Consider the following 13,716-nt stretch of genomic DNA (forward strand, 5'->3'; position numbering starts at 1 on the left):
CCCGGCCCTGCGCACGGCTCCCGGTCAGCCCTTGCGCCGCTTGCGGGACGAGGCCACCAGCAGCACCAGGCCGACGCCCACGAGCGCGGCCGGCACGACCCGCTCCTTGCGCGGCCGCCCCTTCTCGTCCACGAACTCGGCCCGGACCCGCTCCACCAGACCGTTGGCGGCCACGTACGCCCGGCCGGCCTTCTCCTCGACCGCGGCCGCGGCCCGCGCCTTCACCTGGGCGCCGATCGTGCTCGGGTGGACGCGCACGGCCAGCTCGTCGAGGGTCGCCGCCAGCTGGGTGCGGGTCCGGGCGATGTCCGCCTCGATCTGGGCGGTCGTCCTCGCCGACTTGTCCTGCGTGCTCGCCTCGCCCACTCGGGCCACCCCATTCACTTACCGATGTTGTCCTGTGCGACTGACCCAGTCTGTCAGCTGCCGAGCACGGCCGCGCGGCCCCACCCACCATCAGGGGTAAGTTTGCCGTGGTACGACCGACCGCCCCAGCATCAGGAGAGTCCGACCGTGAGTGAGCGTCTCCAGCCCGGCGACACCGCGCCCGCCTTCAGCCTGCCCGACGCCGACGGCAACCAGGTGTCCCTGGCCGACCACCTGGGCCGCAAGGTGATCGTCTACTTCTACCCCAAGGCGCTCACCCCGGGCTGCACCAAGCAGGCCTGCGACTTCACCGACAACCTCGACGTCCTCGCCGGCGCCGGCTACGACGTCATCGGCGTCTCCCCCGACCAGCCCGAGAAGCTCGGGAAGTTCCGGGAGGCCGAGAACCTCAAGGTCACCCTGCTCTCCGACCCCGACCACACGGTGCTGCAGGCCTACGGCGCCTACGGCGAGAAGCAGAACTACGGCCGCACCTACGTCGGCGTGATCCGCTCCACGGTGATCGTGGACGAGCAGGGCAAGGTCGAGCGCGCCCTCTACAACGTCAAGGCCACCGGGCACGTCGCCAAGCTGCTGCGCGACCTCGAGGTCGGCACGGCCTGACGCACCGACGACGGAAGCGGTGGCGGCACACCCCCCGACCGGGTGCACCGCCACCGCCGTCCCTCACCTCGGGCAGCCGCCGGTCAGCAGGGCCCGAGGTCGCTCCAGACGCCCCACGCGCCGCCGGCCGTGGGGTCGTCGCCCTTGGTCCACCACTTGTTCTGGTAGTAGTGGCCCTTCCACGAGACCTTGGTGGTGCTCGCGTAGGTGGTGCCGGCGTCCCAACTCGGCGCGGCCGTGCAGGCCCCCGAGGTCGGGGTGGCCGTCGCGGTGGCGGTCGGCGAGGCCGTCGCCGTCGGGGAGGCCGTCGCCGTGGCCGTCGCGGTCGGCGAGGCCGTCGCCGTCGGCGAGGCCGTCGCCGTCGGCGAGGCCGTCGCCGTCGGGGAGGCCGTCGCGGTGGCCGTCGAGGTCGGGGTCGGGGTCGGCGTGGAGGTGCCGCCGTCGACCGCGCCGCGGGTCAGGTCGCCCTTGATCCCGTACAGCGTCCCGCCCACGTTGACCGTCCAGTTGGACGGCGTCGAGACCGGCAGGTAGTAGACGAAGTCCAGGTCCACCGAGGCGCCCGGCGCCAGCGACTGCCAGCCCGGCAGCTTGACCGAGACCCGGTTGTAGGTGCCCTTCAGACCGCCCACGTTGCCCGGACCGGGATTGTCCTGCCGGATGACCTGCAGGCCGAAGCCGGACTGGTCCTTGGCGTTGCCCGGGGCCGAGTTGGAGTAGTCGAACTGGAACTCCGTCCCGCCCGGCAGGGTCACCGTCGAGTTGTTGACGACGTGGATCTTCGGGTTGATCGGGTAGTTGGAGTCGCCCAGCGCGAAGTTGGTGAACGACACGTCGATCGGCAGGGTCTGCTGCGGAAGCGCGACCGTCGAGCGGGTCGCGCCGTACGGCGTCGCCGACTTGAACTTGTCGTACATCAGCGAGGTCAGGGTCGAGCCCGGCACGTACTCGCCCTTGCCGCCGTTGGCCGCGGCGTCCCACTTGTAGTCGCCCGCGAGCTCCCAGATCATCGCGCCGCCGGCGCCCTGGTTGACGATGTAGTCCGCCTTGGCGCCCACCGACTGCTCGTCCTCGGTGGAGAGGAACACCTTCTTGGTATCGTTCCACAGCCACGGCGCCACCAGGGCGCTGCTGTAGTTGCGGGCGTAGGTGCCCTGCAGCGCGGTGTCCGTCACGCCGTACTTGGACAGGTAGTCGGGCAGGATGCCCTTCTCCAGGTTCTTCGCGTGCCACATCGGGTTCGACCCGGCCGGGGACTCCTTGCCCGCGTCGTCCTTGTCGTTCCAGATGTTGTCGATCCCGACCGCGCCGTCACCGCAGGAGGTCAGGCCGGAACCGACCGGGCAGGTGGTCGCCGAGGCGGTGCCCCAGAGGCCGTTGGTGCCGCCCTGGACGTTCTTGAACCCGCGCGTGTAGTACGGCAGGCCGACGTTGATGCGCCCGCCGGGCATCGCGCCGCGGAAGTAGTGGTACGACCAGTCGGCGTTCAGGTAGCCGATGCCGCCGTACTGGGCGGTGCCGTAGACGTTGGCCGCCGCCAGCTCGCCGTCCTTGCCGTCGTCGAACAGCGAGGCGTTCGGGCCGACGTACTTGTTCCAGGCGCCGTGCAGGTCGTACGACATGATGTTGACGTAGTCCAGGTACTGCGCCACCTGGAAGGTCTCCATGCCGCGCAGCAGGTAGCCGGACGACGGCGCCGCGACCGAGAGCAGGTAGTGCCTGCCGTCGGCGGCGCCGGCCCGGTCCAGCTTCTCGCGCAGCGTCTTCATCAGCGCCGCGTAGCCCTTGGCCAGCGAGCCGCGCTTGGAGTTGGCGAGCTGCCAGTCCAGCGGGTTGCCCGCGTCCTTCATCGAGGTCGGGTACTCGTAGTCGACGTCGACGCCGTTGAAGCCGTACGTGCGGATGAAGTCGACGGACGAGGCGGCGAACGTGTCGATGCCGGCCTGGTTGACGCTGCCGTCCGGGTTGACCGTCAGCGAGTAGAAGCCGCCGGTGTTGACGCGCTTGCCGTCGTCCCCGAAGTAGCCGCCGGTCTCGGTCCAACCGCCCACCGAGATCATGGTCTTGACGTTCGGGTACTGCTTCTTGAACTTCGTCAGCAGGTTGAAGTGCCCCTTGTAGGGCAGCGTCGGGTCCAGCTGGGCGGCCGGCACGCCGGGGAAGTCGATCCCGGTGGCCTCGTTGGTCGGGCCGTCCGTGCCGACCGACAGCTTGTTGTCGGAGCCGACGTGGCCGAACGCGTAGTTCAGGTGGGTGACCTTGTCCCAGGGGACGTCGCTCACCAGGTACGGCTGGTCACCGTTCTTGCCGGTGCGCCAGCCGGTGAAGTAGCCGATGATGCGGCGCTGGTGGTCCGCGCCCATCTTCTCGCGCCCGCTGGTGTCGTAGACGGAGCAGTACGGGACGTCCACGCCGGGCGTCTGGTACATGCCGTCGGGGCGACAGGCCGCGTTGTCGACGGTCGCCGACGCCTGCGAGGGCGCCGCGCCCAGCGTGGCCAGCAGCAGGCCGGCCAGGCCGGCCGCCGCCAGCGAGGCCGCGCCTGCCCGGGCTGCCGGGCTCTTGCGGCGGGTGGCGGCGGTGGGACGCCGCTCCGCCGTGCTTCGGATCAACACTCGGTCCTCCGGGAGAGAGTGTCGGCGCGTGCCTGTGGGGGAGCACGCACGTGGGGGATTGCAATTGGCGCCGAAGCTATGTGGTCTGAACCACATAGGTCAATAGGTCTGTACCAATTGGTAATCAACAGCCAAACATCACAGGTCGGGCCCGCTCGACAACCAGTCAGCCGGTGGCCGAAACCCGACATCCCACGACCGGACCCGCGACCCCACCCACGACCGGCCGGACGGCCGGACCGACGGCCCCACCCGCAGCCGACCCCGCACCCGCCCGGCGACCCCCGGGGCGGTGCGCACGCCCCCGCACCGAATCACGGTGTTCCCACCGGAGGCGAAGCCCTAGACTAGGGGCCACGCGGCCTTGGCGGAGCAGGCAGACGCGCCGGACTTAGGATCCGGTGGGGGAAACCCCGTGAGGGTTCGAATCCCTCAGGCCGCACTCATCTCAAACCTTCAGATCGAAGGCCCGCCCCGAATCTTCTCGGGGCGGGCCTTCGGCGTTCCACGGACGGTGCGTCAGCCGACGAGGCCCTTCACGACCGGGGCGAGCGCCCGGAAGGCGTGGCCGCGGTGGCTGATCGCGTTCTTCTCGGCGGGGGTGAGTTCGGCACAGGTGCGGGTCTCGCCGAGGGGCTGCAGGACCGGGTCGTAGCCGAAGCCGCCGTCGCCCGAGGGGGCGGTGCGCAGGGTGCCGAGCAGGCGGCCCTCGACGACGCGCTCGGTGCCGTCGGGCAGGGCGAGGGCGGCGGCGCAGAAGAAGTGGGCGCCGCGGTGCGGTTCGGCGATGTCGGAGAGCTGGGCGAGCAGCAGGTCGAGGTTGGCGCGGTCGTCGCCGTGCTTGCCGGCCCAGCGGGCGGAGAAGATGCCGGGGGCGCCGTTCAGGACGTCGACGCAGAGGCCGGAGTCGTCGGCGACGGCGGGCAGGCCGGTGGCGCGGGCGAGGGCGTGGGCCTTCAGCAGGGCGTTCTCGGCGAAGGTGACGCCGGTCTCGGGCACGTCCGGGATCTCCGGGTAGGCGTCGGCGCCGACGAGTTCGACGTCCAGACCGGCCTCGCCGAGGATGGCGCGGAGCTCGGCGACCTTGTGCTGGTTACGGGTGGCGAGGATCAATCGGGTGGACATATCGCCCACCCTATCGGCAGCGGTGGGGGCGTCAGCCGGTGCAGACCGAGGTGAGGTTGCCGGCCGCGTCGCCGAGCGGCTTGAGGTCGGGGACCTCCTTCTTGTCGACGGCCTGCTGGACCTTGTCGGCCTGCTTCTGGAGGTCGGCGACGGCCTTGGCGACGTCGGTGTTCTTGGAGTTCCGGCCGATCTGGTCGAGGTCGCCGCGGAGTTTCTGCAGCGCCTTCGCCGCGGCGGCCGAGTCGTTGCTGGAGTTGCCGTACGCGGCGGTGACGTCGGCGAGGTCGCCGGTGACCCGCACGGCGGTGTTGCCGCAGTCGAGCGCCTTCTGCGCGGCGGAGCAACTGACCATGCTGAGCGGGAGGATCGCGATCAGTCCGGCCACGGCGAGGGCGGCGGGGCGGGCGATGCTCGACGGCATCCGGTCCTCCTGGGGGGCGCGCGGGTTCCGTGGGACGGGACGCGCGCCGGGGGGTGCGCGGTTCCCGCAGCGGGGTGCTGCGGGAACCGTACGGGCTCCGGGCCCGGCCTGTACAGCGGCGCGTCCGTCCCGTTCCACGGCGGCGCGGGCCGGGGAGGTTCAGCCCTCGAGGGCCTTGCGCTGGATCTCGTCGAGTTCGGCGCAGCCGAGGGTGCCGAGGTCGAGGAGGCGGTCGAGGAGGGCGCGGTCGAAGGGGGCGCCCTCGGCGGTGCCCTGGACCTCGACGAAGCGGCCGTCGGAGGTGCAGACGATGTTCATGTCGGTCTCGGCGCGGACGTCCTCCTCGTACTGGAGGTCGAGCATCGGGACGCCGTCGATGATGCCGACGCTGACGGCGCTGACGCCGCCGGTGATGGGCTGGCCCTTGGCGCGCAGGAGCTTGCGGTCGCGGGCCCAGGCGACGGCGTCGGCGAGGGCGACGTAGGCGCCGGTGATGGCGGCGGTGCGGGTGCCGCCGTCGGCCTGGAGGACGTCGCAGTCGAGGACGATGGTGTTCTCGGCGAGGGCGCGGTGGTCGACGACGGCACGCAGCGAGCGGCCGATGAGGCGGCTGATCTCGTGGGTTCGGCCGCCGATGCGGCCCTTGACGGCCTCGCGGTCGCCGCGGGTGTTGGTGGCGCGCGGGAGCATGGAGTACTCGGCGGTGACCCAGCCTTCGCCGCTGCCCTTGCGCCAGCGGGGGACGCCCTCGGTGACGCTGGCGGTGCACAGCACCTTGGTGTCGCCGTAGGAGATGAGGACGGAGCCTTCGGCGTGCTTGCTCCAGCCCCGTTCGATGGTGATCGGGCGGAGCTGGTCGGGGGTGCGGCCGTCGATGCGTGACATAGGAACCGAGCGTAGTCGCTCGGCGCGGGTGTTCCGGAGAGCGTCCGCGGAGGCCGCTGCGGAGCCGCGCCGGGGTGGGGGCGGGCGCCGTGCCGCTGCGCGCGGGCCGGACGCGCCCCGGCCCGCCGTCCTGTGCGGGGCGGCGGGCCGGGGGGAGCGTGAGCGCGGTGGCTCAGCTCACATCATGTCCTCGATGTCGGCGGCGATCGGGTCGGCGTCGGTGCCGATGACGACCTGGATCGCGGTGCCCATCTTGACGACGCCGTGGGCGCCGGCGGCCTTGAGCGCGGCCTCGTCGACCAGGGCGGCGTCCTTGACCTCGGTGCGCAGGCGGGTGATGCAGCCCTCGACCTCTTCGATGTTGTCGATGCCGCCCAGACCGGCGACGATCTTCTCAGCCTTGCTGGCCATCTGATTCTCTCCCTCTGTCTCGGCCTGCCGGCGGCTCTGCCGGGTGCCGTCCTGCGCTGTGCTGGGTGTCCGTCGGCCGGTGGCCGCCGGGACCGTCTGCCGGTGCTGACGCCGGTTCAGCCGTGGTCGCGCTGCCGGGCAGCGCGACTAGCATCACCCGCTCCGGGCCGGTCTGCCACGTTAGTCCACTTTTGGCGCAGTCCGGCGCGCACGGTCCCGACCGCCGCCGGAGGATGACGATCAGCGGGGCCCGCGTCCCGGCGTGCGGCCTGCGTCCAAAGTGGTCTACACCAATATATGTGTACTCCGATGAACGCAGAAAGGACCCCGGGCGTTCCGGCCCCCGCGCGGGGTCCCGCCGGGGGCCACCGGCCGCCCACTGCTCCCCGGAGGTCGAAGGATGAGTTCGGCAGGCGCCACGACCCCGCAGACCGTGTGGTGGCACAACCTCTACGGCGGGCTCCAGAAGATGGGCCGCTCGCTGCAGCTCCCGGTGGCGGTGCTCCCGGCCGCCGGCATCCTCAACCGGCTCGGCCAGCCCGACGTCTTCGGCAAGGACGGCCTCGGCTGGGACAACGTCGCCAAGGTCTTCGCCGCGGCCGGCGGCGCCCTGCTGGACTCCGCGCTCGGCCTGCCGATGCTGTTCTGCGTCGGCGTGGCGATCGGCATGGCGAAGAAGGCGGACGGCTCGACGGCACTGGCGGCCGTGGTCGGCTTCCTCGTCTTCTACCGGGTGCTGCACGCCTTCCCGGAGCAGTGCAAGCCGCCGACGGTGCTGGTCAGCGACCAGTGCGTGGACTACGGCTCGGCGAAGTCGGCGGCCGCCACGTACCAGAACCCGGGGGTGCTGGGCGGCATCCTGATCGGCCTGATGTCGGCCTGGCTCTGGGTCCGCTTCCACCGCACCAAGCTGGTCGACTGGCTGGGCTTCTTCAACGGCCGCCGCCTGGTGCCGATGATCACCGCCCTGGTGGGCATGCTGACCGCCTGCCTGGCGGTCTGGGTCTGGCCGCCGATCGGCCGCGGCCTCAACGACTTCAGCCAGACCCTCGCCGACCTCGGGTCGACCGGCGCCGGCCTCTTCGGCCTGTTCAACCGCCTGCTGCTGCTGATCGGCATGCACCAGCTGCTGAACACCTTCGTCTGGTTCCAGTTCGGCGAGTACACCAAGCCCGACGGCATGATGGTGCACGGCGACATCCCGCGCTTCCTGGCGGGCGACCCGACGGCCGGCCAGTTCCAGTCCGGCTTCTTCCCGATCATGATGTTCGCGCTGCCCGCCGCCGCGCTGGCGATCGCGCACTCGGCCAAGCCGCACCGCCGCAAGGAGATCTACGGCCTGATGCTGTCGGTCGGCCTGACCTCCTTCGTGACGGGCGTCACCGAGCCGATCGAGTACTCCTTCGCCTACATCGCCCCGGCGCTGTTCCTGGTGCACGCCCTGCTGACGGGCGTCTCGATGGGGCTGACCTGGGGCCTCGGGGTCCACGACGGCTTCAGCTTCTCGGCCGGCCTGATCGACTACGTCATCAACTGGAGCCTGGCCACCAAGCCGTGGCTGATCCTCGCGATCGGGGCCGGCTTCGCCGCCGTGTACTACGCGCTGTTCCGGTTCATCATCGTCAAATTCAACCTGAAAACGCCCGGCCGGGAGGACGAGAGCGAGGTCGAGGACGTCACCAAGGCCTGATAGCGGGCCGCGAAACCGCCCCCGAAACCGAGCGTCACCGGACGTCACCCGCAATGGCCCCCGGACCCGCCGGTCCGGGGGCCATCGACTTTCCAGAAAGGGCCAATTGCCCTGGCGGGAAAGCCTCGGCGGCCGCACCACCGGCCTGGTCGCGCACGCTCCGCCGCGAGCCGGCGACGCCCGGCGAGGCCGGGCCTTTTTGTTGCGCAAATAGCCAAAATACCAATCACGCCGGGTAATCATGATCGTCGTTCCGCAAGTAGGTTTCGATTTCATAGCGCTTCCCGGCAGCAGCGCTTTCCGGGGTTCCCCGCCTTCTCCACCCGTGCTACAAAACTGGTCTACACCACACGTGGTGTAGACCAGTTCGCGGTTCGGCCCCCTGTGCCCCTCCCCCGACCGACCGCCATGCCGTTAGGAACCCACCCCCATGAGTCAGTCTGCGCAGGCACCGGCGCCCGCCACGGCTCCGGCCACGCCAAGCCCGACCAAGAAGTTCGGCCAGAGCCTCCTCCAGGGTCTGCAGAAGATCGGCCGCAGCCTCCAGCTGCCCATCGCCGTGCTCCCCGCCGCAGGCCTGCTGATGCGCCTGGGCCAGGACGACGTGTTCGGCAAGGACGGCCTCGGCTGGGACAAGGTCGCCGCGGTGTTCAACACCGCCGGCAGCGGGGTCTTCGACAACCTGCCGCTGCTCTTCGCGGTGGGCATCGCGATCGGCTTCGCCAAGAAGGCGGACGGCTCCACCGCCCTCGCCGCCCTGGTCGGCTTCCTGGTCTACAAGAACGTGCTGACCGCGTTCCCGATCGCCGAGGGCCACATCGCCGACGGCAAGTGGGTCGCCCCGACCTACCAGAACCCGGGCGTGCTCGGCGGCATCGTGATCGGCCTGCTGGCCGCCGTGCTCTGGCAGAAGTACCACCGCACCAAGCTGGTCGACTGGCTGGGCTTCTTCAACGGCCGCCGCCTGGTGCCGATCCTGATGGCCTTCGTCGGCACCGCCGTCGGCGTGCTCTTCGCCCTGACCTGGGGCCCGGTCGGCGACGCCATCAAGAGCCTTAACGACACCCTGATCGGCGCCGGCGCGTTCGGTGCGGGCGCCTTCGGCCTGGTCAACCGCGGTCTGCTGCCGGTCGGCATGCACCAGTTCGTGAACTCCTACGCCTGGTTCCAGACCGGTGACTTCACCAAGGCCGACGGCACCATCGTGCACGGCGACATCCCGCGCTTCTTCGCCGGCGACCCGACCGCCGGCCAGTTCATGTCGGGCTTCTTCCCGATCATGATGTTCGCGCTGCCCGCCGCCGCCCTGGCCATCGCCCACGCCGCCAAGCCGCACCGCCGCAAGGCCGTCACCGGCATGATGCTCTCGCTGGCGCTGACCTCCTTCGTGACCGGTGTCACCGAGCCGATCGAGTTCGCCTTCGTCTTCATCGCCCCGGCCCTGTACGTCATCCACGCGCTGCTCACCGCCGTCTCGATGACCGTCACCTGGGCGCTCGGCGTGCACGACGGCTTCACCTTCTCCGGCGGCCTGATCGACTACGCCCTGGCCTGGAGCAAGGCCACCGACCCGTGGATGATCATCCCGATCGGCCTCGCCTTCGCCGCGCTGTACTACTTCCTCTTCCGCTTCGCGATCACCAAGTTCGACCTCAAGACCCCCGGTCGCGAGGAGGACGACGAGATCGAGGACGTCACCAAGGCCTGACACCCGGCCGCACCCCACGACCCCGCCCCGCCGCTGCTCCCCCAGCGGCGGGGCGGGGTCGTCGTGCGTGGCGGCCCACCGGGCGGGCCGTCGCGGGTCAGATCCGGTAGACCGCGCCGGCCCGGGCGATCTCGACGGGCCCGGCGTAGGCCGCGGCGGCGTCCCGGCGGTTGTGCTCGGCGTCGGTCCACGGCGGGATGTGGGTGAGGACGAGGCGGCGGGCGCGGGCGGCGGTGGCGTGCTCGCCGGCCTCGCGCCCGTTGAGGTGGACGGCCCGGTAGGTGTCCCGGCCGTCGATGTAGGCGGCCTCGCAGAGGAAGAGGTCGGCGTCGCGGGCGAGTTCGACGAGCTCGGCGCTCTCGCCGGTGTCGCCGGAGTACACGAGCGAGCGGCCGTCGTGTTCGAGGCGGAAGGCGAAGGCGTCGACCGGGTGGTTGACCTGGGCGACCTCGATCCGGAACGGGCCGAGGTCGAAGGCGCCGGGGGTGAGGGTGCGGAAGTCGAAGACCTCCTTCATCCCGGGGTTCTCCGGCATGTCGTAGGCGCGGGCGAGCCGCTCGGCGGTGCCGGCCGGGCCGTAGACGGGCATCGGGTCCGGGCAGCCCTCGGCACGGTAGTTGCGGGCGACCCAGTAGGCGCAGAGGTCGACGCAGTGGTCGGCGTGCAGGTGGCTGAGCAGGACGGCGTCGACCGCGTAGAGGTCGACGTACTTCTGCAGGGCGCCGAGGGCGCCGTTGCCGAGGTCGAGCACGACGCGGTAGCCGTCGGCCTCGACCAGGTAGCTGGAGCAGGGCGAGTCGGCGGACGGGAAGCTCCCCGAGCACCCCACCACGGTCATCTTCATCCGAGCCCCTCCGCCCCGACACGTCCTGGCTGCTGCTGGAAAACGGCAGGCCGGGCCGGGGAACCGGCCGGGAGCACTGCTTCGCGTGTCGAGGGTAAGGGCGGAAGGACACTTTGCCCCCGTCCCCGTGCCGGGCTGTGGCTGGAATCACCAGAACGCCGGGGCCGGGGCGGGGGCCTCGCTCAGCGGTGCCGGGGGTGTCGCTCAGCGGTTGCGGGGGCGGTCCGGCGGTCCCGCGGCGGGGCGGGGGCCGTGGCCGGGCCGGTCAGCGGTGGCGGGGGCGGTTGCGGGCCCAGGTGCGGATCGTGTCCGGGTGCCAGCGGGGGTGGCCGTCGTCGACGACGTCGGGGTCGGGCAGCAGCCCGTGCCGGCGGTAGTTGCGCACGGTCTCGGGCTGCACGTTGATGTGGCGGGCGATCTCGGCGTAGGACCACAGGTCGCTGTCCCTGCTCACGAGGACACCTCCGGAGGGGCGGGGGCGGACGTTCGTGGGCAGCTTTTCCGGGCCGGGGCGGTGTCCTGTGCGCAGAACGGGCACCGTGGCCGTTCCGTGACGAACCGGGAGCAACGGGCGGACAAATACTCAACTGTCACAGCACCGACGGTGGTGGGCGCCGCCGCGGGCCGGTACGGTTCGCGGCATGAGCGGCATGACTGGCATCTGGGTGGTCCTGGCGGTGGCGGGCGTCGCGGCGGTGGCCGCCGTCGCGGCGGCACTGGTCAGGCGGACCCGCCCGGCTCCCCGACCGGCCGGTCCGACCGGCCCTCGGCCGCGCCCGGCGACCCGCGGCGCGGCGGTGCCCCGACCGCAGGAGATCTGGTGGGCGGAGGTGCCGTTCGAGGACGGCCCGGGGGCGAAGGACCGCCCGTGCCTGGTGCTGCGGGTGCACGGCCGGCAGGCCACCGTCGCGAAGATCACCAGCAAGCACCACGGCGACCGCCCGGGAGTGCTGCCGCTGCCGCCCGGTTCGGTGGGCGACCGGCAGGGCCGGACCAGCTGGCTGGAGACCGACGAGCTGCGCGAGGTGCCGCTGACGGCCTTCCGCCGCCGGGCCGGCACGGTGGACCGGCAGGTCTGGTCCCGCGCCGAACGGGCCCTGCGGACCGGCTAGGTCCCGTACGGGCCGCGGGTCCGGCGCCCTGGGGCGTGTCTTTCGGATCACGTCGGATCAGCGGGCGTCGTTGGGGTGCGTGCATCGGCGGTGCCGAGGAGGGAGTCCATGCGGAGCATCGGCGACTGACGAGAAGCCGGCGAGGTGCGTGCCCCGGCGGCGACCGCCTGGCGTGATCCGAAAGACACGCCCTAGGCCCAGAGCTGGCCCTGCAGCGCCTCGACGGCCGCCTCGGTGGACTCGGCGGTGTAGATGCCGGTGGACAGGTACTTCCAGCCGCCGTCGGCGACGACGAAGACGATGTCCGCCCGCTCCCCGGCCGCCGCGGCCTTGCGGCCGACGCCGATCGCGGCGTGCAGGATGGCGCCGGTCGAGACGCCCGCGAAGATGCCCTCCTGCTGGAGGAGTTCGCGGGTGCGGCGGACGGCGTCCGCGGAGCCGACCGAGAAGCGGGTGGTGAGCACCTCGGCGTCGTACAGCTCGGGGACGAAGCCCTCGTCGAGGTTGCGCAGCCCGTACACCAGGTCGTCGTAGCGGGGTTCGGCGGCGACGATCCGCACGCCGGGGACCTTCTCGCGCAGGTAGCGGCCGACGCCCATCAGGGTGCCGGTGGTGCCGAGGCCGGCCACGAAGTGGGTGACGGAGGGCAGGTCGGCGAGGATCTCGGGGCCGGTGCCGGCGTAGTGGGCGCCCGCGTTGTCGGGGTTGCCGTACTGGTAGAGCATGACCCAGTCGGGGTGCTCGGCGGCGATCTCCTTGGCGATGCGGACGGCGGTGTTGGAGCCGCCGGCGGCCGGCGAGGGGATGATCTCGGCGCCCCACATGCGGAGCAGTTCGCGCCGTTCCTCGCTGGTGTTCTCGGGCATCACGCAGACCATCCGGTAGCCCTTGAGCTTGGCGGCCATGGCGAGCGAGATGCCGGTGTTGCCGCTGGTGGGCTCGAGGATGGTGCAGCCGGGGGTGAGCCGGCCGGCGGCCTCGGCGCGCTCGATCATGTGCAGCGCCGGGCGGTCCTTGATGGAGCCGGTGGGGTTGCGGTCCTCCAGCTTGGCCCACAGCCTCACCAGCCCGTCGGCGTTGCCGGGAACGGCGGCGGACAGCCTGGGCAGGCGGACCAGCGGGGTGTTCCCGACGGCTTCGAGCGGGCTGTCGTAACGCAAGGGGGCCTCCGGCCGCGGCGTTGGGGGGTGTCGAGGGGGCGGCTCCCCCGCCGCGCGGGCGGGGGAGCCGGGAGGTCAGCGGGCGCCGCCGGCCACGGCGGGCAGGATGGTGACGCTGTCGCCGTCGGCGAGGGCGGTGGAGATGCCCTCCAGGAAGCGGACGTCCTCGTCGTTCAGGTAGACGTTGACGAAGCGGCGCAGCTCGCCGCCCTCGACCAGGCGGGCGGCGATGCCCGGGTGACGGGCGTCGAGGTCGGTGAAGAGTTCCCCGAGGTTGCTGCCGGTGCCCTCGACGGCCTTGGCGCCGTCGGTGTAGGTGCGGAGGATGGTCGGGATGCGGACCTCGATGGCCATGGGTGCGCTCCTGTGCGAGTCGTGAGGGGTGGGCCGCAGCGGGCGCGGCAGGGCTGATGGTCCCGGGGCTCGGCGTCGCCGACCGGCGGCGGGCCCGGGTGGGGCGTGGCGGCTCAGCGTGAGCGCGCGGGCGTGCCGGGACAGATCGCGCTGGCGAGCCGGCACAGGTCGACGTGCAGGCGCGCCACGAGGCGGGTGCCCGGGGCCTGGTTGCTCACATCGACGGAACGCATGGGCTCATCGTATAGATTCCCGGGCCCGCTCCGACATCTCCGTCTCGGGATCCGGATGTTCCCGTCCCTCGTGCGCTGCCGGTGTCGAGCGTGAGCTCGTCGGTGGCGAGGCTGAGCGTGGTCTTGCCCGGGTTGCGGCGGATGAGCTGGTTGCCGTCCGCGTCGTAC

16 protein-coding genes and 1 tRNA gene are annotated in these 13,716 nt (G+C 71.6%); 5 read left to right on the forward strand and 12 right to left on the reverse strand.

The features are described from left to right. Window positions 1–24: 24 nt before the first annotated feature. Window positions 25–366, reverse strand: a complete 342-nt coding sequence (locus AB0N04_RS23625; RefSeq protein ID WP_360209481.1) for a DUF3618 domain-containing protein — start codon at window positions 364–366, stop codon at window positions 25–27. A gap of 147 nt (window positions 367–513) precedes the next feature. On the opposite strand from AB0N04_RS23625, the gene bcp reads away from it, so the two are divergent. Then, window positions 514–990 carry a thioredoxin-dependent thiol peroxidase gene (bcp, locus tag AB0N04_RS23630; RefSeq protein WP_360209484.1) on the forward strand — a complete coding sequence of 159 codons (477 nt, stop codon included), beginning with the start codon at window positions 514–516 and terminating at the stop codon, window positions 988–990. An 83-nt stretch (window positions 991–1,073) separates the two neighbouring features. On the opposite strand, the gene AB0N04_RS23635 is transcribed toward bcp, so the two are convergent. Continuing rightward, window positions 1,074–3,599 carry a chitinase C-terminal domain-containing protein gene (locus AB0N04_RS23635; RefSeq protein ID WP_360209532.1) on the reverse strand — a complete coding sequence of 842 codons (2,526 nt, stop codon included), beginning with the start codon at window positions 3,597–3,599 and terminating at the stop codon, window positions 1,074–1,076. A 364-nt stretch (window positions 3,600–3,963) separates the two neighbouring features. On the opposite strand from AB0N04_RS23635, the gene AB0N04_RS23640 reads away from it, so the two are divergent. Further along, window positions 3,964–4,047: transfer RNA gene (locus tag AB0N04_RS23640), tRNA-Leu, on the forward strand. A gap of 77 nt (window positions 4,048–4,124) precedes the next feature. On the opposite strand, the gene rdgB is transcribed toward AB0N04_RS23640, so the two are convergent. From rdgB to AB0N04_RS23660, 4 genes are all read right to left on the reverse strand, one after another. Then, window positions 4,125–4,730: an RdgB/HAM1 family non-canonical purine NTP pyrophosphatase gene (rdgB, locus tag AB0N04_RS23645; RefSeq protein WP_360209486.1), complete on the reverse strand. Its 606-nt coding sequence runs from the start codon at window positions 4,728–4,730 to the stop codon at window positions 4,125–4,127. 31 nt (window positions 4,731–4,761) lie between these two features. Beyond that, window positions 4,762–5,151, reverse strand: a complete 390-nt coding sequence (locus tag AB0N04_RS23650) for a hypothetical protein (protein ID WP_360209489.1) — start codon at window positions 5,149–5,151, stop codon at window positions 4,762–4,764. Between the two features lie 159 nt (window positions 5,152–5,310). Next, window positions 5,311–6,036, reverse strand: a complete 726-nt coding sequence (gene rph, locus AB0N04_RS23655; RefSeq protein WP_360209492.1) for a ribonuclease PH — start codon at window positions 6,034–6,036, stop codon at window positions 5,311–5,313. Window positions 6,037–6,213: 177 nt separating this feature from the next. After that, a complete protein-coding gene (locus AB0N04_RS23660; protein ID WP_360209535.1) occupies window positions 6,214–6,567 on the reverse strand; it encodes a PTS glucose/sucrose transporter subunit IIB in 354 nt (117 codons plus the stop codon). A 280-nt stretch (window positions 6,568–6,847) separates the two neighbouring features. Here AB0N04_RS23660 and AB0N04_RS23665 point away from each other — a divergent pair, with 280 nt between their 5' ends. Next, a complete protein-coding gene (locus AB0N04_RS23665) occupies window positions 6,848–8,137 on the forward strand; it encodes a PTS transporter subunit EIIC (RefSeq protein WP_360209495.1) in 1,290 nt (429 codons plus the stop codon). Window positions 8,138–8,567: 430 nt separating this feature from the next. After that, window positions 8,568–9,845, forward strand: coding sequence for a PTS transporter subunit EIIC (locus AB0N04_RS23670; RefSeq protein ID WP_360209498.1), 1,278 nt, complete (start codon window positions 8,568–8,570; stop codon window positions 9,843–9,845). A gap of 97 nt (window positions 9,846–9,942) precedes the next feature. On the opposite strand, the gene AB0N04_RS23675 is transcribed toward AB0N04_RS23670, so the two are convergent. Together AB0N04_RS23675 and AB0N04_RS23680 are read right to left on the reverse strand one after the other, a co-directional pair. Further along, entirely contained in the window at window positions 9,943–10,689 is a 747-nt protein-coding gene (locus AB0N04_RS23675; protein WP_360209501.1) for an MBL fold metallo-hydrolase, read from the reverse strand. Between the two features lie 265 nt (window positions 10,690–10,954). After that, complete coding sequence (locus tag AB0N04_RS23680) at window positions 10,955–11,143, reverse strand: MarR family transcriptional regulator (protein ID WP_360209504.1); 189 nt, start codon at window positions 11,141–11,143, stop codon at window positions 10,955–10,957. Between the two features lie 187 nt (window positions 11,144–11,330). On the opposite strand from AB0N04_RS23680, the gene AB0N04_RS23685 reads away from it, so the two are divergent. Beyond that, window positions 11,331–11,801 carry a type II toxin-antitoxin system PemK/MazF family toxin gene (locus AB0N04_RS23685; RefSeq protein ID WP_360209507.1) on the forward strand — a complete coding sequence of 157 codons (471 nt, stop codon included), beginning with the start codon at window positions 11,331–11,333 and terminating at the stop codon, window positions 11,799–11,801. Window positions 11,802–11,992: 191 nt separating this feature from the next. Here AB0N04_RS23685 and AB0N04_RS23690 read toward each other — a convergent pair whose 3' ends face one another. From AB0N04_RS23690 to AB0N04_RS23705, 4 genes are all read right to left on the reverse strand, one after another. Continuing rightward, window positions 11,993–12,961 carry a cysteine synthase gene (locus AB0N04_RS23690; RefSeq protein ID WP_360223461.1) on the reverse strand — a complete coding sequence of 323 codons (969 nt, stop codon included), beginning with the start codon at window positions 12,959–12,961 and terminating at the stop codon, window positions 11,993–11,995. A gap of 75 nt (window positions 12,962–13,036) precedes the next feature. Then, window positions 13,037–13,315: a MoaD/ThiS family protein gene (locus AB0N04_RS23695; RefSeq protein WP_196952340.1), complete on the reverse strand. Its 279-nt coding sequence runs from the start codon at window positions 13,313–13,315 to the stop codon at window positions 13,037–13,039. A 113-nt stretch (window positions 13,316–13,428) separates the two neighbouring features. Further along, on the reverse strand, window positions 13,429–13,548 hold the full coding sequence (locus AB0N04_RS23700) for a putative leader peptide (protein WP_347878546.1): 120 nt from the start codon (window positions 13,546–13,548) through the stop codon (window positions 13,429–13,431). Next, window positions 13,530–13,716, reverse strand: a 187-nt coding sequence (locus AB0N04_RS23705) for a hypothetical protein (protein ID WP_363365213.1), incomplete at its 5' end; no start/stop codon positions are given. The genes AB0N04_RS23705 and AB0N04_RS23700, both read right to left, overlap by 19 nt.

The sequence above is a fragment of the Kitasatospora sp. NPDC051702 genome, assembly GCF_040681575.1.
GTDB lineage: Bacteria > Actinomycetota > Actinomycetes > Streptomycetales > Streptomycetaceae > Kitasatospora.

Coding starts and splice junctions, on each gene's coding strand:
- rdgB (WP_360209486.1), bottom strand. CDS start 4,730: ATGTCCACCCGATTGATCCTCGCCACCCGTAACCAGCACAAGGTCGCC.
- AB0N04_RS23650 (WP_360209489.1), bottom strand. CDS start 5,151: ATGCCGTCGAGCATCGCCCGCCCCGCCGCCCTCGCCGTGGCCGGACTG.
- rph (WP_360209492.1), bottom strand. CDS start 6,036: ATGTCACGCATCGACGGCCGCACCCCCGACCAGCTCCGCCCGATCACC.
- AB0N04_RS23665 (WP_360209495.1), top strand. CDS start 6,848: ATGAGTTCGGCAGGCGCCACGACCCCGCAGACCGTGTGGTGGCACAAC.
- AB0N04_RS23670 (WP_360209498.1), top strand. CDS start 8,568: ATGAGTCAGTCTGCGCAGGCACCGGCGCCCGCCACGGCTCCGGCCACG.
- AB0N04_RS23675 (WP_360209501.1), bottom strand. CDS start 10,689: ATGAAGATGACCGTGGTGGGGTGCTCGGGGAGCTTCCCGTCCGCCGAC.
- AB0N04_RS23685 (WP_360209507.1), top strand. CDS start 11,331: ATGAGCGGCATGACTGGCATCTGGGTGGTCCTGGCGGTGGCGGGCGTC.
- AB0N04_RS23695 (WP_196952340.1), bottom strand. CDS start 13,315: ATGGCCATCGAGGTCCGCATCCCGACCATCCTCCGCACCTACACCGAC.
- AB0N04_RS23700 (WP_347878546.1), bottom strand. CDS start 13,548: ATGCGTTCCGTCGATGTGAGCAACCAGGCCCCGGGCACCCGCCTCGTG.